We start from the raw sequence: 24,433 nt of genomic DNA, 5'->3' as shown, positions 1-24,433 counted from the left end.
GTCGACCTGTCGACCGCGCGATCGAGACGAGCGATTCAAGCGAGACGAGTGAGACGAGGCTGACATGGCTCCCGTGCAGTACGACTTCGTCATCGTCGGTGGGGGCTCCGCCGGTTGCGCCCTCGCGAACCGGCTGTCCGCCGATCCGGCCAACCGTGTCCTGGTGCTGGAGGCCGGCCGCCCCGACTACCCGTGGGACGTCTTCATCCACATGCCGGCGGCGCTCACCTTCCCCATCGGCAGCCGCTTCTACGACTGGGGCTACGAGTCCGAGCCCGAGCCCCACATGGGCGGACGGCGGATCTACCACGCCCGGGGCAAGGTGCTCGGCGGCTCCAGCAGCATCAACGGCATGATCTTCCAGCGCGGCAACCCCATGGACTACGAACGCTGGGCCGAGGGCCCCGGCATGGAGCACTGGGACTACGCCCACTGCCTGCCGTACTTCCAGCGCATGGAGAACTGCCTCGCGGCCGGCCCCGACGACGAGTTCCGCGGCCACGACGGTCCGCTCGTCCTGGAGCGCGGGCCCGCCTCCAGCCCGCTGTTCCCCGCCTTCCTCGAGGCGGTCCAGGAGGCGGGGCATCCGCTCACCGACGACGTCAACGGCTACCGCCAGGAGGGCTTCGCGCCCTTCGACCGCAACGTCCACCGCGGCCGCCGGCTCTCCGCCGCCCGGGCCTACCTCGACCCGGTGCGCAGGCGCCCCAACCTGACGGTGCGGACCCGGACCCTGGTCACCCGGGTGCTCTTCGAGGGCAAGCGCGCCGTGGGCGTGGAGTACGAACGCCGCAGGGGCAGCCGCGAACAGGTGCGCGCCCGCGAGGTCGTCCTCTGCGGCGGGGCCGTCAACTCGCCCCAGCTGCTGCAGCTGTCGGGCGTCGGCAACGCCGGGGAACTGGCCGCGCTCGGCATCGACGTCGTGCACGACCTGCCCGGCGTCGGCGAGAACCTCCAGGACCACCTGGAGGTCTACGTCCAGTACGCCTGCACGCAGCCGGTCTCCATGCAGCCTTACCTGGCCAAGTGGCGCTACCCCTTCATCGGTCTGCAGTGGCTCTTCCGCAAGGGTCCCGCCGCCACCAACCACTTCGAGGCCGGCGGCTTCGCGCGCAGCAACGAGGACGTGGACTACCCCAACCTGATGTTCCACTTCCTGCCCATCGCGGTGCGCTACGACGGCTCGGCCCCGGCCGGCGGCCACGGCTACCAGGTGCACGTGGGGCCGATGTACTCCGACGCCCGCGGCTCGGTGAAGATCAGGAGCAGGGACCCGCGCGAGAAGCCCGCGCTGCGCTTCAACTACCTGTCCACCGAACAGGACCGTCGCGAGTGGGTCGAGGCGGTGCGCGTCGCCCGCGACATCCTCGGCCGGCCCGCGCTCGCCCCCTTCAACGGCGGCGAGGTCTCGCCCGGCCCCGGGGTCGAGACCGACGAGGAGATCCTGGCGTGGGTCGCCAAGGAGGGCGAGACCGCCCTCCACCCGTCCTGCACGTGCCGGCTGGGCACCGACGCGATGGCCGTGGTCGACCCGGCGAGCATGCGGGTGCACGGCGTGGAGGGACTCCGCGTGGTCGACGCCTCCGTGATGCCCTACGTGACCAACGGCAACATCTACGCCCCCGTGATGATGATCGCCGAGAAGGCCGCGGATCTGATCCTCGGCCGTGAACCGCTGCCGCCCTCGAAGGCGCAGTTCTACCGGCACCGCGAGGCCACCGCCAACTGATCGTGTCCGGTGCCGCGTTCACCGGATCAAGATGTGCCGTACACCCCGTGCCACCCCTTGACGGCCGGTGGCCGTTCGGACAGGGTGTTCCACCACAAGCAATTCGATGCGCTATGTGCAACGAAGCGAGGACTCCGCGCGTGGCAGACCTGTACCTGGACGGAGAGTGGCGCGAGGCGGTGGCCGGAGGCCGCCGGGAGATCCGCTGCCCCGCCGACGGAGTGCTCGTCGCGACGGTCTCCGAGGCGACCGGCGCCGACGCGGAGGCCGCGGTCGCCGCCGCCCGCGCCGCCTTCGACCACGGCCCCTGGCCGCGCACCCCGGAGCGCGAACGCGGCGCCCTCCTGCTCCGCACCGCGGGCATCGTCGAACGGGACGCCAAGGAATTCGCCCGCGCCGAATCCCTCGACACCGGCAAGCGGCTCGTGGAGAGCGAGTACGACGTCGCCGACGTCGTCGCCTGCCTGCGCCACTACGGCGGCATCGCGGGGACCTCCGCCGGACGGGTCGTCGACACCGGCCGCGACGACGCCGTCAGCCGTGTCGAGTACGAGCCGGTCGGCGTCTGCGCCCTGATCACCCCCTGGAACTACCCGCTGCTGCAGGCCTCCTGGAAGGTCGCGCCCGCGCTCGTCGCGGGCAACACGTTCGTCCTCAAGCCCAGCGAACTGACCCCCTCCACCTCCGTGCTCCTCATGCGGGCCCTGGAGGAGGCCGGACTCCCGCCCGGAGCCGGAAACCTGGTCCTCGGCGCCGGGCCCGGGGCCGGCGCCCCGCTCGCCGAGCACCCCGGCGTCGACATGGTCTCCTTCACCGGCGGTCTCGAGACCGGCAAGCGGGTCATGGCCGCGGCCGCCGCCACGGTGAAGAGGGTCGCCCTCGAGCTCGGCGGCAAGAACCCCAATGTGGTCTTCGCCGACGCCGACTTCGAGACGGCCGTGGACTTCGCGCTCACGGCCGTCTTCCTGCACTCCGGCCAGGTCTGCTCCGCCGGGGCCCGGCTGATCGTGCAGGACACGGTCCACGACGCCTTCGTCGACGAGGTCGTACGGCGCGCCGGCGCGATCCGCCTGGGCGGCCCCTTCGACCCCGCGGCCGAGACCGGCCCGCTGATCTCCGCCGCCCACCGCGACAAGGTCGAGGCGTACGTCGCCGCCGGGATCGCCGAGGGCGCCGTGCTGCGCCTCGGCGGCGCCCGCCCCACGGACCCGGCGCTCCAGGACGGCTTCTACTACCCGCCGACCGTCCTCGACGACTGCGACCAGGGCATGCGCGTCGTCCACGAGGAGTCCTTCGGACCCGTGCTGACCGTCGAGCGCTTCACCGACGAGGACGACGCCGTCCGCATCGCCAACGACACCGAGTACGGCCTCGCCGGCGCCGTCTGGACGGGGGACGCCGGCCGCGCCCAGCGGGTCGCCCGCCGGCTGCGCCACGGCACCGTGTGGATCAACGACTACCACCCCTACGTACCGCAGGCGGAATGGGGCGGCTTCGGCCACTCGGGCGTGGGCCGGGAGCTGGGACCGACCGGCCTGGACGAGTACCGCGAGCCCAAGCACATCTGGCAGAACATCCGACCCAGGCCGCAGCACTGGTTCCGCGGCTGAACGCCCAGGAGAGGCCGACCGTGACCCCAGCACCGACCGATGTGCCGCAGCGGCGCGGCGCGTCCCACGACGAGGACCAGGACCAGGACCGGAACGCGGTCATCTCCGTGCGGGGGCTGTGGAAGGTGTTCGGGCCGAAGGCCGACAGGGTGCCGGAATCGCAGGAGCTGCGCGGGCTCGGCCGCCGTGAGCTGATGGAGCGCACGGGTTGCACCGCGGCCGTGCGCGACGTCCACTTCGACGTCGCGCCCGGCGAGGTCTTCGTCGTGATGGGCCTGTCCGGCTCCGGCAAGTCGACCCTGGTGCGCTGTCTGACCCGGCTCGTCGAACCCACCGCCGGCCAGGTCGTCCTGGAGGGCGAGGACATCCGCGCCGCCGACGCCAAACGGCTGCGCGAACTGCGCCGCAACAGGTTCTCCATGGTCTTCCAGCACTTCGGCCTGCTGCCGCACCGCAGGGTCGTCGACAACGTCGCGTACGGCCTGGAGATCCGCGGCATGGGCCGGACCGAGCGCGTCAAGCGGGCCCTGGAGGTCGTCGAACTGGTGGGCCTGGCGGGCTACGAGAACTCCTACCCCGACCAGCTCTCCGGCGGCATGCAGCAGCGCGTCGGCCTGGCCCGGGCACTGGCGGGGGACCCCGGCATCCTCTTCTTCGACGAGCCCTTCTCCGCGCTCGACCCGCTGATCCGCCGCGACATGCAGAACGAGGTCATCCGCCTCCACCACGAGGTCGGCAAGACGATGGTGTTCATCACCCACGACCTGTCCGAGGCCCTCAAGCTCGGCGACCGCATCCTGATCATGCGCGACGGCCGGACGGTGCAGTGCGGCACGGGCGACGAACTGGTCGGCGCCCCCGCCGACGACTACGTGCGCGAGTTCGTCAAGGACGTGCCGCGGGCCGACGTGCTGACGCTCCGCTGGATCATGCGCGACCCGCGGCCCGACGACGCCCTCGACGGCCCCGAACTCGGCCCCGGCACGGTCGTCCGCGAGGCGACACGGGCCGTGCTCGCCGCCGAGAAGCCGGTCAGGGTCGTCGAGGACGGACGGCTGCTCGGCGTCGTCGGCGACGAGGAGATCCTCGCCGTCGTCGCGGGCCGGGAAGGCGGGGCGTGATGGCGGTCGCCGCCTCCGGGGCACGCGAACGGCTCGCGCCCGTCCGGCTGCGCCGCCGGGCCGTCGTGGCGGGCATCGTCGTGCTGTGGCTGGTGCTCTTCGCGCTCCTGCGCGGCCGGCAGACGCTCGCCCTCGCGGCGGCCGACCTGACCTCGCTGCACCGCTGGTTCAACGACGTCAACGACACCATCGGCGCGGACCGCAACAGCAACCCGCTCTTCCTCTACTTCTTCAACGAGATCCGGCTGGTCATCGACACCCTGGTGACCTTCGTCCAGACGCTGATCTCGCAGCCGCCCGACGGCCGCCCGGTGCCGCAGATCGGCTGGCTCGGCGTGGTCACGATCGCCGGCTACGTCTCCTGGGCGCTGGGCAACTGGCGCGTGGCGCTGCTGGCCGTCGCGGGCTTCACCTTCTTCGGGCTGCAGGGCCTGTGGCAGGAGAGCATGGACACCCTGGCGCTCACCGTGTCGGCGGTGCTGGTGGCGCTGCTGTTCGGCATCCCGCTGGGCGTGTGGGCCGGGCTGTCGCCGCGGGTGAACCGCGTCCTGACCCCCGTGCTGGACTTCATGCAGACGATGCCGACCTTCGTCTACCTGGCGCCGCTCACCCTCTTCTTCCTCATCGGGCCGGCCTCCGCCACCATCGCCACCCTGATCTACGCGGCGCCGCCCGCCGTCCGCATCACCGCGCACGCCATCCGCTCGGTGCCCGCGACCACGGTGGAGGCGGCGGAGTCGCTCGGTTCGACCAGGGTGCAGACCCTCACCAAGGTGCTGCTGCCGATGTCGCGCCGCACCGTGGTGATGGGCGTCAACCAGAGCATCATGGCGGCCCTGTCCATGGTGACCATCGCGGCCCTCATCGACGCCCCCGGCCTCGGCAAGACCGTCGTCCAGGCCCTGCAGTCGCTCGACGTCGGCACCGCCTTCAACGCCGGCCTCGCCATCGTCGTCATGGCCATCGTCCTGGACCGGGTCACCACCGCGGCCGCCGTCAGGACGGAGCGCGGGCAGGGCTCCGGCGGCCGCCTGCGGCGCTGGCGCGGGCCGCTGCTCGCCGCGGGCGCCGTCGCCGCGGCGGTCGCCGCCTGGCTGTCCCACACCTACGTCTGGGCCGCGGAGTTCCCCGGCGAGGGCGGAGCGGGGCGCTCCCTGGCGAGTGCCGCCGACACCGTGACCACCTGGGCGCAGGAGCACCTGTCCGGGGTCACGGGCGCCGTCCGCGACGTGCTCACCAACGCGCTCCTCAACCCCTTCCAGACCTTGCTCACCGACTCGCCGTGGTGGCTCACCGGCCTCGTGCTGGTGGCCCTGGGAACGGTCCTCGGCGGCCTCGGCGCCGGCGGCACCGCCGCGGTGTGCGTGGGGCTGCTGGTGGGCACCGGGGTGTGGCAGGACGCGATGACCACGCTCGCCTCGACCGTCGTGGCGACGCTGCTGGTGATGCTGCTCGGGGTCACGGTGGGCGTGTGGATGGGCCGCAGCGCGCTCGCCGACCGGATCGTCCGGCCCGGCCTGGACGCGGCGCAGACCATGCCGCCCTTCGTCTACCTCGTTCCGTTCCTCGCGCTGTTCGGCGCGAGCCGCTTCACCGCGATCGTCGCCGCCGTCGTGTACGCCGCGCCCGTGACGGTGAAGATCGTCGCCGACGGCGTCCGGGGCGTACCGGGGACGACCGTGGAGGCCGCGGCGGCGGCCGGGTCCAGTACCTGGCAGCTCGTCACCAAGGTCCAGCTGCCGATGTCGCGCGGCGCCCTGGTGCTCGCGACCAACCAGGGCCTGATCTACGTGCTGTCGATGGTCGTGGTGGGCGGCCTGGTCGGTGCGGGCGCCCTCGGCTACGACGTCGTGGCCGGCTTCTCGCAGGGCGAGCTGTACGGCAAGGGGCTGGCGGCGGGACTCGCCATCGTCTTGCTCGGCGTGATGTTCGACCGGATCACTCAGGCCGCGGCCGGGCGCACCACGAGGGTGCCCGGCGGGCGCTAGGGCAGGAGGCGGTAGACACATGGCAACACACCTGACGGCGGCCGGCCGGTCGGCGCGATGGCGTGCCGGGGCGGCCGGGGCCGCGGCACTGGGGCTCGTCCTCACCGGCTGCGGCGGCGCCAAGGTCGGCGGGTCGGAGGCCGGTTCCGGGGGATCCTCCGGCAAGTGCGGCACCTTCAACCTGGCGGTCAACCCGTGGGTCGGCTACGAGGCGGACGCGGCGGTCGTGGCGTACGTCGCCGAGGAGAAGCTGGGCTGCACGGTCAAGAAGAAGGACCTCAAGGAGGAGATCGCCTGGCAGGGCTTCGGCACCGGCGAGGTCGACGCGATCCTGGAGAACTGGGGCCACGACGACCTGAAGAAGAAGTACGTCGAGCAGCAGAAGACCGCCGTCGAGGCGGGCCCGACCGGGAACAAGGGCGTGATCGGCTGGTACGTGCCGCCGTGGCTGGCGAAGGAGCACCCGGACATCACGGACTGGAAGAACCTCGACAAGTACGCCGACAAGTTCCGCACCTCCGAGTCCGGCGGCAAGGGCCAGCTCCTGGACGGCGACCCGTCGTACGTCACCAACGACGCCGCCCTGGTGAAGAACCTCAAGCTGGACTTCAAGGTGGTGTACGCGGGCAGCGAGACCGCGCTGATCCAGGCCTTCCGGCAGGCCGAGGCCAAGCAGCAGTGGCTGCTGGGCTACTTCTACGAGCCGCAGTGGTTCCTGTCGGAGGTCCCGCTCGCCAAGGTCGAGCTGCCGCCGTACGAGGCCGGCTGCGACGCCGACGCGGAGAAGGTCGCCTGCGACTACCCCGTCTACGACCTGGACAAGATCGTCAGCAAGAAGTTCGCCGGCTCCGGCAGCCCGGCCTACGACCTGGTGAAGAACTTCAGCTGGACGAACGAGGACCAGAACCTCGTCGCCAAGTACATCGCCGTCGACAAGATGAGCCCCGAAGCCGCCGCCGAGAAGTGGGTGAAGGCGAACCCCGGCAAGGTGGACGCCTGGGTCAAGTAACCCTGCGCCGCGCCACCGGGGCGCACCGCGCCGCAACGCGCCGTTCCCGTGCCCGGCGGGCTGTTCCGACAGCCCGCCGGGCACCGTCGTTCCCCGGGCCGTCACCAGGCCCTCCCGGGGCCGCTCCAGGCGCCTGCGGGCGGCCTTCTCCCGCCCCTGGCGGGCCTCTTGACACCCTCTCCGGCGCCCGGCACATTGAGTTGCGCAACCTGAATCATGTTGCGCTGACAGCAACTGGGAGGTTTGGCGATGACGGGACCCAGCGTGGTCATCATCGGAGCGGGTGTCGTGGGGGCGGCGCTGGCCGACGAACTGTCCTCCGCCGGCTGGACCGACGTCACGGTCGTCGACCAGGGGCCGCTCCCCGCCACCGGGGGCTCCTCGTCCCACGCCCCGGGCCTGGTCTTCCAGACCAACCCCTCCAAGACCATGACCGAACTCGCCCGCTACACCGTCGACAAGCTCCGCTCCCTCGACGTCGACGGACAGCCCTGCTTCCTCCAGGTCGGCGGTCTGGAGGTGGCCACCACCCCCGAGCGCCTGGCCGAACTGCACCGGCGGCACGGCTGGGTGACCTCGTGGGGCGTCGAGGCCCGGGTCGTCGGACCCGACGAATGCGCCGCGCTGCACCCGCTGCTGGACCGCTCACGCGTCCTGGGCGGACTGTTCGTCCCCACCGACGGCCTCGCCAAGGCCGTCCTCGCGGTCGAGGCGCAGACCCGGCGTGCCGCCGCGCGCGGCGTCCGCTTCCTCGAACGTCACGAAGTCCTCGCCGTCACCCAGGACGACGGCCGCGTCACCGGGGTCGTCACCGACCGCGGCGGCGAGCTCGCGGCCGACGTCGTCGTCTGCTGCGCCGGCATCTGGGGCCCCCAGGTGGCCCGGATGGCGGGCATGGAGCTTCCGCTCACCCCGCTCGCCCACCAGCTCGCCTGGACCGGCCCGGTCCCCGCCCTGGCGGGCCAGGCCGCCGAGGCCGTCCGCCCGATCCTGCGCCACCAGGACGCCGACCTCTACTACCGCGACCACCACGACCGCATCGGCATCGGCTCCTACGGCCACCGCCCCATGCCGGTCCCCGTCGACGACATCGCCTCGTTCGACGCCGCGGACGGGATGCCGTCCGTCCTGGAGTTCACCGAGGACGACTTCGCCGACGCCTGGACCGAGACCCGGTCCCTGCTGCCCGCCACCCGTGACGCCAAGGTCGAGGAGGGCATCAACGGCCTGTTCTCCTTCACCACCGACGGCATGCCGCTGCTCGGCGAGTCGCCGCAGGTGAAGGGGTTCTGGGTCGCCGAGGCCGTCTGGGTCACGCACTCGGCCGGCGTCGGCCGGGCGATGGCCGAATGGCTGGTGGACGGCCACTGCTCGTCCTTCGACCTCCACGAATGCGACGTCAACCGCTTCGAGCCGCACCAGCTCGCCCCCGACTACGTGCTCGCCCGCGACTGCCGCAACTTCGTCGAGGTCTACGACATCATCCACCCGCTCCAGCCCACGGGCGCCCCGCGCCCGATCCGCACCAGCCCCTTCCACCCCCGCCAGGAGGAGCTCGGGGCCTTCTTCCTGGAGGCGAACGGCTGGGAGCGGCCGCAGTGGTACGAGAGCAACGCCGGCCTGGTGGCGGGCCGTTCCCTCCCCGTCCCGGGCGACTGGGCGGCCCGCTACTGGTCGCCGGTCGTCGGTGCCGAGGCCCAGGTCACCCGGGAGACCGTCGCCCTGTACGACATGACCGCGCTCAAGCGCCTGGAGGTCACCGGACGCGGCGCCGCCGCCTTCCTGCAGCGGCTCACCACCGGCAACGTCGACAAGTCGGTCGGGTCGGTGACCTACACCCTGCTCCTGGACCACGACGGAGGCATCCGCAGCGACATCACGGTGGCCCGGCTCGGCCGCGACCTCTTCCAGGTCGGCGTCAACGGCAACCTGGACCTGGACTGGCTCACCCGGCACCTCCCCGCCGACGGCACCGTGGCGGTCCGCGACATCACCGCGGGCACCTGCTGCATCGGCCTGTGGGGGCCGCTCGCCCGGGAGGTCCTGCAGCCGCTCGCCGACGCCGACTTCTCCGACGCCGGACTGAAGTACTTCCGCGCCAAACGGGCGCACGTGGGGGCCGTGCCCGTCACGGCGATGCGGCTGTCCTACGTCGGCGAACTGGGCTGGGAGCTGTACACCACGGCGGACCTGGGCCTGAAGCTCTGGGACACCCTGCTGGCCGCCGCCCGGCCGCTGGGCGGCATCCCCGCCGGGCGCGGGGCCTTCAACAGCCTGCGTCTGGAGAAGGGCTACCGCTCCTTCGGCACCGACATGACCTTCGAGCACGACCCGTACGAGGCCGGCCTCGCCTTCGCCGTCAGGGAGGACAAGGACGACTTCACCGGCAAGGCCGCGCTCGCCCGGCGCCGGGACCAGGTGCGGCGCAGGCTCACCTGCCTGACCGTCGACGACCCGGGCGCCGTGGTGATGGGCAAGGAGCCGGTGTACGACGGCGACCGGCCCGTCGGGTACGTCACCAGCGCCGCCTACGGCTACACGGTCGGCAAGGGCATCGCCTACGCCTGGCTGCCGGCGGAGCTCGCCGTGCCGGGACGCGCCCTCGACATCGCCTACTTCGACCGGCGCGTGGCGGCGCGGGTCGCCGCGGAGCCGCTGTTCGACCCGGCCATGTCCCGCCTCCGCGGCTGACACCCCACGGACGGCACCACCGCGAGACCTCCGACGCCGCCGCTGAGAGGAAGCCCCGCGCATGAACCCGCTGACCGCCCGCCTGTCCGAACTCGACCCCGAGGTGCACGCCGCGCTGCGCGCCGAACTGGCCCGTCAGCGGTCCACCCTGGAGATGATCGCCTCGGAGAACATTGCGCCCGCCGCCGTCATGGAGGCCCAGGGCTCGGTGCTGACCAACAAGTACGCCGAGGGCTACCCCGGCCGCCGCTACTACGGCGGCTGCGAGCACGTCGACGTCACCGAGCGGCTCGCCGTCGAGCGCGTCAAGGCCCTCTTCGGCGCCGCGTACGCCAACGTCCAGCCGCACTCCGGGGCGCAGGCCAACACCGCCGTGCTCTTCGCCCTGCTGCGGCCCGGCGACACCGTGCTCGGGCTGGACCTCGCGCACGGCGGCCACCTCACGCACGGGATGCGGCTCAACTACTCCGGGAAGATGCTCGACGTCGTCCCGTACCACGTCTCCGCGACCGACCACCGGGTCGACATGGACGAGGTCGAGCGGCTCGCCAAGGAACACCGCCCGAAGATGATCATCGCGGGCTGGTCGGCGTACCCCCGGCAGCTGGACTTCGCCGCCTTCCGCCGCATCGCCGACGAGGTCGGGGCGCTGCTCCTGGTCGACATGGCGCACTTCGCGGGCCTGGTCGCCGCAGGGCTCCACCCGAACCCCGTCCCGTACGCCCACGTCACCACCACGACCACCCACAAGACGCTCGGCGGCCCGCGCGGGGGAGTGATCCTGACCGACGACGCGGACCTCGCCAAGAAGCTGAACTCGGCGGTCTTCCCCGGTATGCAGGGCGGCCCCCTGGAGCACGTGATCGCCGCGAAGGCGGTCTCCTTCAAGGTCGCCGCGGGGGAGGAGTTCAGGGAACGCCAGGCCCGCACCCTGGCCGGTGCCCGCATCCTGGCCGAGCGCCTGACACGGGACGACGCCGCGCGGGCGGGCGTGTCGGTGCTCACCGGAGGCACCGACGTGCACCTCGTCCTCGTCGACCTGCGTGCCTGCGCCCTCGACGGCCGTCAGGCCGAGGACCTGCTGCACTCGATCGGCGTCACCGTCAACCGCAACGCCGTCCCTTTCGACCCGCGCCCGCCCATGGTCACCTCGGGGCTGCGCATCGGCACGCCCGCCCTGGCCACCCGCGGTTTCACCGAGGACGACTTCGCCGAGGTCGCCGACGTCGTCGCGCTCGCAATGGGCCCCGCGCCCGACCTGCCCGCGCTGCGGGCCCGCACCGAGGCGCTCGCCGCCGCGCACCCGCTCTACCCGCACCTGCCGCAGGACGGAGACGACGCCCGATGACCCCGCGCACCCCGGGTGCCGACCTCCCCGAGCACCCGGAGTTCCTCTGGCGCACGCCCGAACCCAAGCGCTCCTACGACGTGGTCGTCGTCGGCGGCGGCGGGCACGGCCTGGCCACCGCGCACTACCTGGCGCGCAACCACGGCATCACCGACGTGGCCGTGCTGGAGAAGGGCTGGCTCGCGGGCGGCAACATGGCCCGCAACACCACGATCATCCGCTCCAACTACCTCTGGGACGAGAGCGCGGGCATCTACGAGCACGCCCTGAAGCTGTGGGAGGGCCTGGAGGAGGAACTGGACTACCCGATCCTATTCTCCCAGCGCGGGGTCCTCAACCTCGCCCACAGCCTCCAGGACGTACGCGACGGCGTCCGCCGGGTCGAGGCCAACCGGCTGAACGGAGTCGACGCCCAGTGGCTCGACCCCGCGCAGGTGGAGGAGGTCTGCCCGATCGTCAACACCTCGCCGGACGTGCGGTATCCGGTGATGGGCGGGACCTACCAGCCCCGCGCGGGGATCGCCAAGCACGACCACGTGGCCTGGGGCCTGGCCCGCTCGGCCGACGCGGCCGGCATCGATCTCGTGCAGAACTGCGAGGTGACCGGCATCGACGTCCACGACGGACGGGTCACCGGCGTACGGACGAACCTCGGGCCCATCGCCGCGGGCAAGGTGGCGCTCTGCGCGGCCGGCCACACCTCGGTGCTGGCGCGGATGGCCGGTTTCGACCTGCCGCTGCAGAGCCACCCGCTGCAGGCGCTGGTGAGCGAACTCCTGGAGCCCGTGCACCCCACGGTCGTCATGTCCAACGCGGTGCACGTGTACGTCAGCCAGGCCCACAAGGGCGAACTGGTCATGGGCGCGGGCATCGACGCCTACAACTCCTACACCCAGCGCGGCGCGTTCCACGTCATCGAGCGGCAGATGGCCGCCGCGCTGGAACTCTTCCCGGTCTTCGCCCGCGCCCACCTGCTGCGCACCTGGGGCGGCATCGTCGACGTCAGCCCGGACGCCTCGCCGATCGTCGGCCTCACCCCGGTCCACGGCCTCTACCTCAACTGCGGCTGGGGCACCGGCGGTTTCAAGGCCACCCCCGGCGTGGGCTGGGTCTACGCGGACACCATCGCCCACGACAACCCGCACGCCCTGGCCGCGCCCTTCTCGCTCGAACGATTCACCACCGGCGCGCTCGTCGACGAGCACGGCGCGGCCGCGGTCGCCCACTGAGGAGCCCGATCGATGCTGCTCATCCCCTGCCCCTGGTGCGGGCCCCGCGACGAGGCCGAGTTCCACTACGGCGGTCAGGCGCACCTCGCCTACCCGCGCGACCCGGCGGCCCTGACGGACGAGGAGTGGGCCCGCCACCTCTTCTTCCGCGACAACCCCAAGGGTCCCTTCGCCGAACGCTGGATGCACACCGCGGGCTGCCGCCGCTGGTTCGACGCGGTGCGCGACACGGCGACGAACCGCTTCGTCACCGGCGCGTCCGCCCCGGACCTCGGCCCGGCACCGGACCTCGGCCCGGCCGCGTCCCCGCCCGCCGGCCCGACGCCGTCCCGCGCGCCGGCCGCCCCGGCCCCCTCCCTGCGGCCCGCGCGTGACCCGGCACAGCCCTTCCGGCTCGCCGAGGGCGGGCGGATCGACCGCGCCACGCCCCTGACGTTCACCTTCGACGGCACCACGTACACCGGCTACCGCGGGGACACCCTCGCCTCCGCGCTGCTCGCCCACGGGGTCGTCGCCACCGGTACCGGCATCAGGCTGGGGCGTCCGCGCGGCATCTTCTCCGCCGGGGTGGAGGAGCCCAACGCCCTGGTGCAGATCGAGTTCCCGTTCCCCGAACCGATGCTGCCCGCGACGACCGTCGAGCTGTACGACGGCCTCGTGGCGACCGGCCTGCCCGGTCGGGGCCGGCTCGCCACCGAGCCCGACCCGGCCCGCTACGACGCCGTCCACGCCCACTGCGACCTGCTGGTCGTCGGCGCGGGCCCCACCGGGCTCGCGGCGGCGGCCGCGGCGGCCGGCAGCGGGGCGCGGGTGATCCTCGCCGACGACCAGCCGGAACCGGGCGGCAGCCTGCTCGGCAGCGGACGGCACCTGGACTGGGCCGCGGAGACCGAGGCCCTCCTCGCCGCCGAACCCGGGATGCGCGTCCTGCGCCGTACGACGGTTTTCGGCCACTACGACGACAACCACGTCCTCGCCGTCGAGCGGCGCACGAACCACCTCGGCGCCGCCGCCCCCGCCCGCGTGTCCCGCGAACGCGTCCACCGCGTCCGCGCCCGCCGGGTCGTCCTCGCCACCGGCGCGCACGAGCGTTCGCTGGCCTTCCCCGACAACGACCGTCCCGGCGTCATGCTGGCCGGCGCGGCCCGCGCCTACGTCCGCCGCTACGGCGTCGTACCCGGGCGCCGGGCCGTCGTGTTCACCACCAACGACAGCACCGGCGACGTCGTGCGCGACCTGGCCGCCGCCGGCGTGGAGATCGCGGCGGTGGTCGACGCGCGCGACGGCGCGTACGTCACCGGCACCGAGGGGTCGGACCGGCTGACGGCCGTCCTGGTGGGCGACCGGCGGATCGAGGCCGACCTGCTGCTGGTCTCGGGCGGCTGGAACCCCGTGGGCCACCTCTACAGCCAGGCGGGCGGTGCCCTGCGGTACGACGGGGCCCTCGGCACCTTCGTCCCGGTGCCCGGATCGACGCACCAGGCAGTGGAGTTCGCCGCCACACCCGCGGAGGGCGTGGCGGCCGCCGCCCGGGCGCTCGCGGCCGAGGGCTTCACGCCGGCGCGGCCCCTCGTCCCGCCGGCGGAGCCGGGACCCGGGCGCCCGCCGACCGCCCTCTTCGACGTCCCCGTCCCGGCCCCCGGCCCGCGCTTCGTCGACCTGCAGCGCGACGTCACCGTGGCCGACCTGGCGCGCGCGGCCGGTACGGGGATGCGCTCGGTGGAGCACACCAAGCGGTACACCACCGCGGGCACCGCGAACGACCAGGGGAAGACCTCCGGCGTCCTGGCCTCGGGCGTCGTCGCGGGCCTGCTCGGCGTGGAGGTGTCCGCGCTCGGCACGACGACGTACCGTCCCCCGTACGCGCCGGTGTCCTTCGCCGCGATCGCGGGCCGCGACCGGGGGGCGCTCCACGACCCGGTCCGGGTGACCGCGCTGCACGACCTCCACCTCGCCGGAGGCGCGGTCTTCGAGGACGTGGGGCAGTGGAAACGCCCCCGGTACTACCCGCGCCCCGGCGAGGACATGGCGGCGGCCGTCCTTCGCGAGTGCCGGGCCGCCCGCGAGGACGTGGCCTTCATGGACGCCTCGACCCTCGGCAAGATCGACGTCCAGGGCCCGGACGCGGCGGAGCTCCTGGACCGGCTCTACACCAACCTGATGTCCACCCTGCGCACGGGCATGATCCGCTACGGCGTCATGTGCCGCCAGGACGGCATGGTCTTCGACGACGGCACGGTCATCCGGCTCGCGGAGGACCGCTTCCTGGTCACGACGACCACGGGCAACGCCGCGGCCGTCCTGGACTGGATGGAGGAGTGGCTGCAGACCGAGTGGCCGGAACTGCGCGCCCATTGCACCTCGGTGACCGAGCAGTGGGCCACCGTCGCCCTCGTGGGCCCGCGCTCGCGCGAGGTGCTGGGCGCGCTCGCCCCCGGACTGGCCGTGGACAACGCCGACTTCCCCTTCATGGCCTGGCGCGACGCGACGGTGGCGGGGCTGCCGGCGAGGGTGTGCAGGATCAGCTTCTCCGGGGAGCTCGCGTACGAGATCAACGTATGGCCCTGGCGGGCGACGGCCCTGTGGGAGGCGGTGCGGGCCGCGGGCGCCACCCCGTACGGCACCGAGACGATGCACGTGCTGCGCGCCGAGAAGGGCTATCCGATCGTCGGCCAGGACACCGACGGCACGGTCACCCCGCAGGACCTCGGCATGGGCTGGGTCGTGTCGAAGAAGAAGCGCGACTTCATCGGCAAGCGGTCGCACGCCCGCACCGACACCGCACGCCCCGACCGCAAGCACCTCGTCGGCCTGCTGCCCGAGGACCCGGGCCTGCTGCTTCCGGAGGGCACCCACCTCGTCGCGGACCCGGTGCCGCCCGGACCGCCCGTCCCGGTGCTCGGCCACGTCAGTTCCAGCTACCGCAGTGCCGCCCTCGGCCGCACCTTCGCGCTCGCCCTGGTCAAGGGCGGCCGGGAGCGGGTGGGGGAGCGGCTGTACGCGCCCGTCGGCGACCGTCTGGTGCCCGTGACCGTCGCCTCCCCCGTCCTCTACGACCCCGAGGGGGCCCGCCGTGATGGCTGACACCGTCGCCCGGCTCAGTCCGCTGTCGGCCGCGGCCGGCCGGCTCGCCGCCGCGACCCGCGCCTCGGGAGGCGCCCTGCGCCTGGCCGAACTGCCCTTCCTCACGCAGATCGACCTGCGCCTGGACCCCGGGGGCCCGGCCGCCGAGGCCGCCGGGCTCGCCCTGGGCGCACCGCTGCCCCTGGAGCCCTGCACGGCCGTCCGCACCGGGGACCTGGCGGTCCTGTGGCTCGGCCCCGACCAGTGGCTGGTCGTCGGGCCGCCCGGCGCCCAGGAGGACTTGGAGGCCCGTCTGCGCAAGGCCGCGGGCGAGGCGCACGTCTCCGTCACCGACGTCTCCGCCCAGCGCACCACCTTGCTGGTCTCCGGCCCCCGCGCCCGCGACCTGCTGGCCCACGGCTGCTCGCTCGACCTGCACCCGCGGGCGTTCACCCCCGGCCGCTGCGCGCAGACCGCGCTGGCCCGCGCCCAGGTGGTGCTGGTGGCCAGGGAGGAGGTGCGGGCGGGCTTCTGGGTGCTGGTCCGCTCCTCCTTCGCCGGGTACCTCGCCGACTGGCTCCTGGACGCCGCCACGGAGTACGTGTGACGTGGGCCGCACGCCCCACTCTTAACTTGAATCCCTGATGCGCATTATCTAGCCTCAAGGTATGCGCCTGACGAAGTCCACCGACCTCGCGCTCCGCGCGGTGATGGCCCTGTCCGTCAAGGACGAGCCGTCCACCGCCCGGGACGTGGCCGAGGCGATGCGGGTCCCGTACTCGCACCTGGCCAAGGTGGTGGCCCGGCTGCAGCACCTTGGGGTCGTCGAGACCCGCCGGGGGCGCGGCGGTGGCCTGGAGCTCACCGCCGCCGGGCGGACGGCCTCGGTCGGCCGCCTGGTGCGGGAGCTGGAGGGTGTCGGCGACGTCGTGGACTGCGAGGGCGAGACGCCCTGTCCGCTCGCCGGTGCCTGCCGGCTGCGTGGCGCGCTGCGCCGGGCGCAGGAGGCCTTCTACGCCTCCCTGGACCCGCTCACCGTCGCGGATCTGTCCGCCGCGCCCACCGGACCCGTCCTGGTGGGGCTGGTCGGCTCCGGCCCGCCCGGTCCGCGGGGCTGACCCGGCCCGTCCGAACCGACCGCCCGCCGAGGGTGGGCCTTCGTACGTCCTTTAATGCGAGTCTCAGATACCAATTAGGGAGCCCGTCCATGCTCAGCGAGAAGTCCGCAGCGACCGTCCGCGCCACCCTGCCCGCCGTCGGCGGCGCGATCTCCGAGATCACCGCGCTCTTCTACGACCGGCTCTTCGCCGCCCACCCCGAGTTGCTGAGGGACCTGTTCAACCGCGGCAACCAGGCGGCCGGCACGCAGCGCGAGGCGCTCGCCGGAGCCATCGCGCACTTCGCCACCGTCCTGGTCGAGCACCCCGGACAGCGCCCCGACGCGATGCTCTCCCGCATCGCCCACAAGCACGCGTCGCTCGGCATCACCCCGGGCCAGTACCACGTCGTGCAGGAGCACCTCTTCGCCGCCATCGCCGAAGTGCTGGGCGACGCCGTCACCGAGGAGGTCGCCGCCGCCTGGGACGAGGTCTACTGGCTGATGGCGAACGCCCTCATCGCCATCGAGCAGCGGCTGTACGCCGAGCACGGCGTCCTCGCCGGGGACACCTGGCGCCCCTGGGAGGTCGCCGGGAAGGTGCAGGAGACCGAGGACGTCGTCTCCCTCCGGCTCCGTCCCGCGGACGGCCTGCCGCTGCCCGACTTCGGCCCCGGCCAGTACGTCTCGGTGCGCGTCGAACTCCCCGACGGCGCCCGGCAGATCCGGCAGTACAGCCTCTCCGGCGCCCCCGGCGACACCACCCGGCAGATCACCGTCAAGCGCGAGCGCGGCGTCGCCGGGGACCCGGCCGGCGAAGTCTCAGGCCACCTCCACGACCACGTGGGTGAGGGCGCCCTGGTCGAGCTGTCGGCCCCCTACGGCGACATCGTCCTCCACGACGACGGCGGGCCCCTGCTGCTCGCCTCGGCCGGCATCGGCTGCACCCCGATGCTCGCCATGCTGCACCGGCTCGCCGGCGACGGCTACGGCGCCCCCGTGACCGTCGTCCACGGCGACCGCACGCCGCGGCACCACGCCCACGCCGCCGACCACCGCGCCCTGACCGAGAAGCTCCCCGGGGGCAGCGCCCACTTCTGGTACGAGGCCCCGGGCACCGACGCCGTCCCCGGCGACCGCACCGGCCGGGTCGACCTGTCAGGCGTCGACCTGCCGGACGGCCTGCGGGCCTACCTGTGCGGCCCGCTGCCCTTCATGCGCGCCGTGCGCAGCCAGCTCATCGAACGCGGCGTGCCCGCCGCGGACGTGCACTACGAGGTCTTCGGCCCCGACCTGTGGCTGGCCCGCGGCTGACCGGCCACACTGGTCGGATGGCGGACAAGGCGGTCAAGCGCAGCGCGGGGATCCTGCTCTTCCGCGGCACCTCGCGCGGCGCGCCCGATGTGCTGCTGGCCCACATGGGCGGCCCGTTCTGGTCCTCCAAGGACGCCGGGGCCTGGACCATCCCCAAGGGCGAGTACGAGCCCGACGAGACCGCCGAGGCGGCCGCCCGGCGCGAGTTCCTGGAGGAACTGGGCCTGCCCGTGCCGCCGGGCGAGCTGCTGCCGCTCGGCGAGAACCTGCAGCCCAACGGGAAGGTCGTGACCGTCTGGGCGCTGGAGGGCGACCTCGACACCGGCCTCGTGGTGCCCGGGACCTTCTCCATGGAGTGGCCCCGGGGCTCGGGCCGGGTCCGGGAGTTCCCCGAGGTCGACCGGGCCGCGTGGTTCCCGCTCGGCCCGGCCGCCCACGGGAAGATCCTCTCCGCCCAGCGGACGTTCCTCGACCGGCTGTGCCGGCTGCTCGACGGGGGCGGCGCCGGCGGAGCCGGTCAGGGGGCCGGAGAGGCGTAGATCGACTCGATCTGCGCCGCGTACTCGCTGACGATCGTGTTCCTGCGGAGCTTCAGCGAGGGCGTCAGCATCCCGTTCTCCACCGAGAACTCGTGCGGCAGGATGCGGAACGCCCGGATCGACTCGGCCCGCGAGACCGCCGCGTTGGCCATCGACACCGCGCGCTGGACCTCGGCGTGCACGTCCGGCTCGGCCATCGCGGTCCGCAGCTGGACGGCCTCCCGGTCCAGGGTGATCAACGCCGCGACGAAGGGCCTGTTGTCGCCGACCACGATGCACTGCGAGACCAGCGGGTGCGCGCGCAGCCGCTCCTCCAGCACCAGCGGCGCCACGCTCTTGCCGCCGCTGGTGATGATGATGTCCTTCTTCCGCCCGGTGATCGTCAGGTACCCGTCCGGGTCGAGCGAGCCCATGTCGCCGGTGGCCATCCAGCCGCCGCGGCGCCACACCTCGTGGTTCGCGACCGGGTCGGCGTGGTAGCCGGCGAAGACCGTCGTCCCCCGCACCAGCACCTCGCCGTCCGGTGCGATCCGCACCGCGCTGCCCGGCAGCGGCCGGCCCACGGTGCCGAAGCGCACCTTCCCCAGCGGCTGCGCGGTCACCGCGGCCGTGGTCTCGGTCAGCCCGTACCCGTCGTAGATGGTGAGCCCGGCACCCGCGAACAGCAGCGCCAGTTCCCGGCTGAGCGGGGACCCGCCCGAGACGGTGTAGTGCACGCGCCCGCCCAGCACGTCCCGGATCCGCCCGTAGACCATCCGGTCGAACGCCGAGTGCGCCGCCCGCAGCAGCGGTCCCGGCCCCGGACCCGAGCCCAGCGCGTGCCGCTCCACGGCCTCGGCGTAGCGCACCGCCACGTCCGCCGCCCGGTCGAAGACATGGGCCTTGTCGCCGCGGGCGGCGGTGTTCCGCGCGCCCTGGATGATCTTCTCGTAGACGTACGGGACGGCGAGCAGGATGGTCGGCCGGAAGGAACGGAACGCCGGGAGGAGTTCGCCCGGCGTCAGGTCGGGCTGGTGACCGAGCAGCACGCCCCCGCGCACCGCGCAGGTGGTCACCATCAGCCCGTAGATGTGCGACATGGGCAGGAACGCCAGCACCGACGGCCGCACCCCCGGCGGGGCGAAGATCGAGCCGTACCCGGCCAGCAGCGTGTCGCACTCGGCGGCGAGGTTGGCGTGGGTGATCAGGCAGCCCCTGGGCGGCCCCGTGGTGCCCGAGGTGTAGGCGATCACCGCCACCGACTGCGGCTCGACCGCCCAGCGCAACTGGTCGAGCATCACCGGGTGGACCTGCCGGCCCAGCGCCGCCAGCCACGGGACGCACCCCGCGTCCAGCTGCCAGATCCGGCGCAGCGCGGGCAGCGTGTCGCAGACGGCGCCCACCGTCATGGCGTGGTCCTCGTGCTCGACGACGACCGCGACCGCCCCGGAGTCGGCGAGGATCCAGCGGACCTGCTCGGCCGAGGAGGTGGGATAGACGGGGACGATCCGGGCGCCCACCGACCACAGCGCGTAGGAGAACAGCGTCCACTCGTACCGGGTGCGGGCCATCACCGCCACCGGCTCGCCGAAGCGGACACCGTCCGCCACCAGACCGCGGGCCAGTTCGGCCACCTCGTCGCGGAAGGCCGCGGCGCCGACCTCCTGCCAGCGATCGCCCTCGTGCCCCTCCCGCCGGGCCAGGACGGCCGAGTCCGGGCGCCTGTCGGCCGCGTCGTACACCGAGTCGGCGAGTCCCCCCGACCGCAGTTGCTCCGCCCGGGGCGGAAGGCTGAACTCGCGCACGGCGCCCCTTCCCCGAGCCTGTGCCACGCCGCGGCGAGGCGGCAGGCAGGGAAGATATCCGGCTATTGGTCCACGTGCCTAGAGGTGGGGCGGAAGCGGCAGTCACTGACGCGAACGGGTACCTCGGGGCCGGTGGTTCGCGCCGACTACCATGGCCTTATCAGGCGCGTACCCCGACCGGGACGCGACCGTCCGCATCAGGAGTGTGAGCCGTGCTGCGCACCATGTTCAAGTCCAAGGTCCACCGTGCCACCGTGACCGAGGCCGACCTGCACTACGTCGGCTCCGTCACCGTAGACGCCGATCTGATGGACGCCGCCGACCTGTTGCCCGGCGAGCTGGTCCACATCGTGGACATCACCAACGGCGCCCGACTGGAGACCTACGTCATCGAGGGCCGCCGCGGCTCCGGGGTGATCGGCATCAACGGTGCCGCCGCGCACCTGGTGCACCCCGGGGACCTGGTCATCCTGATCAGCTACGCGCAGGTCGACGACGCGGAGGCCCGCGCGCTGCGGCCGCGGGTGGTGCACGTCGACGCCGACAACAGGATCGTCGCGCTGGGCGCCGACGCCTCCGAGCCGGTCCCCGGGAGCGGAACCCAGGCGAGCCCGAACGCGGTGCCGGTCGGCTGAACGTCCGTACGAGTGGCTGTGCTATTGTCCGGATCCAACTTCGAGGTATCCGTCCAGGTGGGGTCCGGTGGTCACGGGCCTCGCCGGGACCGGGAGCGTGGCGTGCTGCCGTCGTCCTCCCACAGCATTCCTCGGGCCTGACGCATCAGCAGTTCACCGGGCTCCGGCGGATCGCTGGGCTGCCACGGATCTCCGTGACGGGCCCGGACACTGTCGCTCTCGGGGGTGGGCGATGAGAGCACACTTTTGTTCGGCCCGAAAGGAACTGAGTCCCATGCACGCTGGCAGAACTGCCAGGCTGCGTACCGTGTCCCTGGTGGTCCTCACCTTCTCCCTGACGGCAGCGGCCACCGGCTGCGGCGGCGATTCGGGCGGGCAGGGCGGCGAAGTCACGGTGGGCATCGCCCTTCCCACCAAGAAGCAGACCCGCTGGATCGCCGACGGCGACAACATGTCCAAGCTGTTCAAGGCCCAGGGGTACAAGACCGACCTGCAGTACGCCGACGACAAGGTCAACACGCAGGTCGACCAGGTCGAGGCGATGATCGACCGGGGCGACAAGCTCCTGATCATCGGAGCGGTCGACGGATTCGAGCTCGGCGACGCCCTCCAGAAGGCGTCGAGGGCGGGTGTCAAGGTCATCGCCTACGACCGCCTCCTGCTGGGCTCCAGCAACGTCGACTACTACGCGAGCTTCAACAACACCCAGGTCGGCACGATCCAGGGCAAGTACATCGAGCAGAAGCTCGGGTTGAAGTCCGGCAACGGGCCCTACAACCTCGAGGTCTTCGCCGGCGACCCCGACGACAACAACGCCTCGTTCTTCTTCAAGGGCGCGATGGACGTCCTCCAGGACTACATCGACAAGGGCCAGCTGGTCGTGAAGAGCGACCAGACCCGCCTGAGCCAGGTGGCGACGTTCCACTGGGACGCGGCGATCGCCACCGAGACGATGGCGACCCGGCTGAAGAACCACTACAAGGGCAGCTCCACCGTGGACGCCGTCCTCGCCCCCAACGACGGCATCGCCCGCGGCGTCATCCAGGCGCTGAAGGCCGCCGGCTACGGCACCACGGCCAAGCCGATGCCGGTCATCACCGGCCAGGACGCCGAGGTCGACTCGGTGAAGGAGATCATCAAGGGCGAGCAGTCCATGACGGTCTACAAGGACACCCGCAAGCTCGCGGCCCGCGCGGTCCAGATGGCCCAGGACATCCTCAGCGGCAGGCGGCCTGAGATCAACGACAACTCGACGTACGACAACGGCAACAAGGTCGTGCCGTCGTACCTGATCTCCCCGGTCGGCGTCGACAAGCTCAACTACGAGAAGCTGCTGGTCAAGAGCGGCTACATCAACGCGTCCGACCTCGGCTGACGCAAAGCGCACGTACGCGGGGCCGGGAGGAACACAACGTTCCTCCCGGCCCTCGTCGTACCCGGCGGCAGCCCCGCGTCAGATGAGCACGTTCAGCGAACCCGAGCTGTACAGGCCGCCGTAGCCGCGGCCGGACTTGTCACCGAACCCGTAGTCGAAGTCGTTGTGGCCCTTGCCGAGACCGAGGGCGTGGACGCCGTTGCCGAACCCAACGCCATAGCCATAGCTCACGCTGTACTTGTAGCTGAAGCTGAACCGGTAGCCGTGCTTGTTGCACTGCTTCTTGTGGTGCTTCTTGTACTTCTTGTGGTGGCCCTTGTCGTGGCCCTTTCCGCCCTTGTTGCCCTTCTTGCCCTTGTTGTCCTTTCCGCTCTTGCCCGTGCTGCCCTTGCTGCTGCCCTTCCCGTTGTTGTCGTCCTTGTCCTTGTAGGTCGCGTTGTCTCCGTTGTCGCTGTTGTTCCCGTTGCCGCCCTTACCGCCTCCCTTTCCGCCCTTGCCCCCGCCGTTGTCGTTGCCGTTGTCGTCATCGTCGTCGTCGCCGTTGTCGCCGCCGCGACCGCTGGCGCCGTTGTCGTTCCAGTCGGAACGGCCGCCCCCGCCCCCGCCGCGGCCGTTGTCGCCGTAGCCGCCGTCGTCGTCGCCGTTGCCCCGGCCTCCGCCACCGCTGCCGCCGCGGCCGTTGCCGCCGCCTCCGCCGCGGCCACTGTCGCTGTCGCCGTAGCCGTTGTTCCCGTTGTCCCCGCCGTTGTCGCCGTAGCCGTTGTCGTCGTCGCCGTAGTCGTCGCTGCCCTTGCTGTAGGAGCCGTTCCCGCCGTCGTCGCTGGCCGCCGTGGCGACGGCGCTGCCGGTCGAGGCGGCCAAGAGGCCGGTGGCAAGAAGTCCGGTCGCGACGCCGAGAGCGGTGCGGCGCATCAGACTGGTTCGCATGAGTGTCCTTCCTTCGGACGGGTGGCGGACGGCGGTCGCCGCCGCCCCTGCGATCCAGTCGTACGTCGCGCGGTCAACGGCCGCCCGTCGAGCGGAGCGTCCGGGCGACAGCGTGGCCAAGGAAGTGACGCAGTGCCACGAGGTACGGAACGTCAGTCCCCGCTGAGCAACAGCGTGTCGAGACCGCGTACCAGACCCCGGCGTGTCGCGGCCGCGCGAGCGGCGAGCAGGGTCCCCGCGACGTAGGGGGCGGGGGAGGTGCCCGCCTCGTGACGGATCACCAGGCGCTCGTCGGGCAGCCCGAACTGTGCCTCCACGGCGAGGGTGTAGCCCGGCAACCGCAGTGAGTGGACCTGCGTGCCCGCGATCGACGCGCCGCGGGCCTCGGGGTGCCCCGCCGTGCGTCCCGGGTCCACGGCGTACTCGGGCCGCCGTACGGCGCCCAGTTGTTCGGCGAGTTCGCGCGCGGTGCCGCTGGGGGCGTCGGGCTTGGTCGCGGAGGCGTAGTCGAGGATCTCCCAGTGCGGCAGGTGACGGGCGGCCAGCCGGGCGCAGGCCTGCGCCATGGCCGCGGTCAGTGAGAAGTTCCCCGAGGCCACCACGCCGACACCGTGCTCCTCGGCCAGCGCGGCGATCTCCTCGTAGTCCGCGCCGGACAGGCCCGACGAGCCGACCACGACGTTGACCCCGCGGACCACGGCGGTGCGCACATGACGCCCGACCGCGGTGTGCGAGGTGTAGTCGATCAGCACGTCCACGCCGTCCAGAGCGTCGTCGACCGTGCTGAAGACGGGCACCCCGAGTTCCGGACCGCCCCACACCGCCCCGAGGTCCGCGCCGGCCGCCGACCGAGCCACCGCCGTCCGCAGCCGCAGGTCCCCGGAGTCCAGGACGGCACGCGCGACCGCCTCCCCGGTCCAGCCGGTCGCCCCGGCGACGCACACGTTCAGCAGGTCCATCCCACCAGCATGAGGC

18 protein-coding genes are annotated in these 24,433 nt (G+C 72.6%); 15 read left to right on the top strand and 3 right to left on the bottom strand.

Going from position 1 to position 24,433, the window contains the following annotated elements:
* The first annotated feature begins 64 nt into the window (after positions 1–64).
* From betA to PV341_RS08055, 13 genes are all read left to right on the top strand, one after another.
* On the top strand, positions 65–1,729 hold the full coding sequence (gene betA, locus PV341_RS08115; RefSeq protein ID WP_500323096.1) for a choline dehydrogenase: 1,665 nt from the start codon (positions 65–67) through the stop codon (positions 1,727–1,729).
* Between the two features lie 140 nt (positions 1,730–1,869).
* Positions 1,870–3,339, top strand: coding sequence for an aldehyde dehydrogenase family protein (locus tag PV341_RS08110; RefSeq protein ID WP_500323097.1), 1,470 nt, complete (start codon positions 1,870–1,872; stop codon positions 3,337–3,339).
* A gap of 20 nt (positions 3,340–3,359) precedes the next feature.
* Positions 3,360–4,460: a quaternary amine ABC transporter ATP-binding protein gene (locus PV341_RS08105; RefSeq protein WP_500357202.1), complete on the top strand. Its 1,101-nt coding sequence runs from the start codon at positions 3,360–3,362 to the stop codon at positions 4,458–4,460.
* Complete coding sequence (locus PV341_RS08100; RefSeq protein WP_500357200.1) at positions 4,460–6,448, top strand: ABC transporter permease; 1,989 nt, start codon at positions 4,460–4,462, stop codon at positions 6,446–6,448. Before PV341_RS08105 ends, PV341_RS08100 begins: the two co-directional genes overlap by 1 nt.
* A gap of 19 nt (positions 6,449–6,467) precedes the next feature.
* Entirely contained in the window at positions 6,468–7,457 is a 990-nt protein-coding gene (locus PV341_RS08095) for an ABC transporter substrate-binding protein (protein ID WP_500357198.1), read from the top strand.
* A 249-nt stretch (positions 7,458–7,706) separates the two neighbouring features.
* Positions 7,707–10,148 carry a GcvT family protein gene (locus tag PV341_RS08090; RefSeq protein ID WP_500357196.1) on the top strand — a complete coding sequence of 814 codons (2,442 nt, stop codon included), beginning with the start codon at positions 7,707–7,709 and terminating at the stop codon, positions 10,146–10,148.
* Positions 10,149–10,209: 61 nt separating this feature from the next.
* Positions 10,210–11,496 (top strand): serine hydroxymethyltransferase, encoded by a 1,287-nt coding sequence (gene glyA, locus PV341_RS08085; RefSeq protein ID WP_500357194.1) that lies wholly within the window; start codon positions 10,210–10,212, stop codon positions 11,494–11,496.
* Positions 11,493–12,725: a sarcosine oxidase subunit beta family protein gene (locus PV341_RS08080; protein WP_500357192.1), complete on the top strand. Its 1,233-nt coding sequence runs from the start codon at positions 11,493–11,495 to the stop codon at positions 12,723–12,725. The genes glyA and PV341_RS08080 overlap by 4 nt, the downstream gene beginning before the upstream one ends.
* Before the next feature lie 12 nt (positions 12,726–12,737).
* A complete protein-coding gene (locus PV341_RS08075; RefSeq protein ID WP_500357190.1) occupies positions 12,738–15,809 on the top strand; it encodes a sarcosine oxidase subunit delta in 3,072 nt (1,023 codons plus the stop codon).
* The gene (locus PV341_RS08070; RefSeq protein WP_500323108.1) at positions 15,802–16,395 is read left to right on the top strand and encodes a sarcosine oxidase subunit gamma; all 594 of its coding nucleotides are present in this window, start codon (positions 15,802–15,804) and stop codon (positions 16,393–16,395) included. The genes PV341_RS08075 and PV341_RS08070 overlap by 8 nt, the downstream gene beginning before the upstream one ends.
* A 61-nt stretch (positions 16,396–16,456) precedes the next feature.
* Positions 16,457–16,906 (top strand): RrF2 family transcriptional regulator, encoded by a 450-nt coding sequence (locus tag PV341_RS08065; RefSeq protein ID WP_500357188.1) that lies wholly within the window; start codon positions 16,457–16,459, stop codon positions 16,904–16,906.
* A gap of 89 nt (positions 16,907–16,995) precedes the next feature.
* A complete protein-coding gene (locus tag PV341_RS08060; RefSeq protein ID WP_500323111.1) occupies positions 16,996–18,198 on the top strand; it encodes a globin domain-containing protein in 1,203 nt (400 codons plus the stop codon).
* A 17-nt stretch (positions 18,199–18,215) separates the two neighbouring features.
* On the top strand, positions 18,216–18,737 hold the full coding sequence (locus PV341_RS08055; RefSeq protein WP_500323112.1) for an NUDIX hydrolase: 522 nt from the start codon (positions 18,216–18,218) through the stop codon (positions 18,735–18,737).
* Here the strand turns inward: PV341_RS08055 and PV341_RS08050 are convergent.
* Positions 18,716–20,521, bottom strand: coding sequence for an AMP-dependent synthetase/ligase (locus PV341_RS08050; RefSeq protein ID WP_500357186.1), 1,806 nt, complete (start codon positions 20,519–20,521; stop codon positions 18,716–18,718). The genes PV341_RS08055 and PV341_RS08050 overlap by 22 nt on opposite strands.
* A 212-nt stretch (positions 20,522–20,733) precedes the next feature.
* On the opposite strand from PV341_RS08050, the gene panD reads away from it, so the two are divergent.
* On the top strand, positions 20,734–21,156 hold the full coding sequence (gene panD / locus PV341_RS08045) for an aspartate 1-decarboxylase (protein ID WP_499515347.1): 423 nt from the start codon (positions 20,734–20,736) through the stop codon (positions 21,154–21,156).
* 274 nt (positions 21,157–21,430) lie between these two features.
* Entirely contained in the window at positions 21,431–22,531 is a 1,101-nt protein-coding gene (gene chvE / locus PV341_RS08040; protein WP_500323116.1) for a multiple monosaccharide ABC transporter substrate-binding protein, read from the top strand.
* Between the two features lie 78 nt (positions 22,532–22,609).
* Here the strand turns inward: chvE and PV341_RS08035 are convergent, their stop codons facing one another.
* A complete protein-coding gene (locus PV341_RS08035; RefSeq protein WP_500357184.1) occupies positions 22,610–23,458 on the bottom strand; it encodes a hypothetical protein in 849 nt (282 codons plus the stop codon).
* 152 nt (positions 23,459–23,610) lie between these two features.
* Positions 23,611–24,417 carry a 4-hydroxy-tetrahydrodipicolinate reductase gene (gene dapB, locus PV341_RS08030; protein WP_500323118.1) on the bottom strand — a complete coding sequence of 269 codons (807 nt, stop codon included), beginning with the start codon at positions 24,415–24,417 and terminating at the stop codon, positions 23,611–23,613.
* Positions 24,418–24,433 lie beyond the last annotated feature (16 nt).

Origin of the sequence: Streptomyces sp. PA03-1a (genome assembly GCF_033792805.1) — a bacterium.
Taxonomy (GTDB): Bacteria; Actinomycetota; Actinomycetes; order Streptomycetales; family Streptomycetaceae; genus Actinacidiphila.
This window is presented reverse-complemented; position numbering and strand designations above follow the sequence as displayed.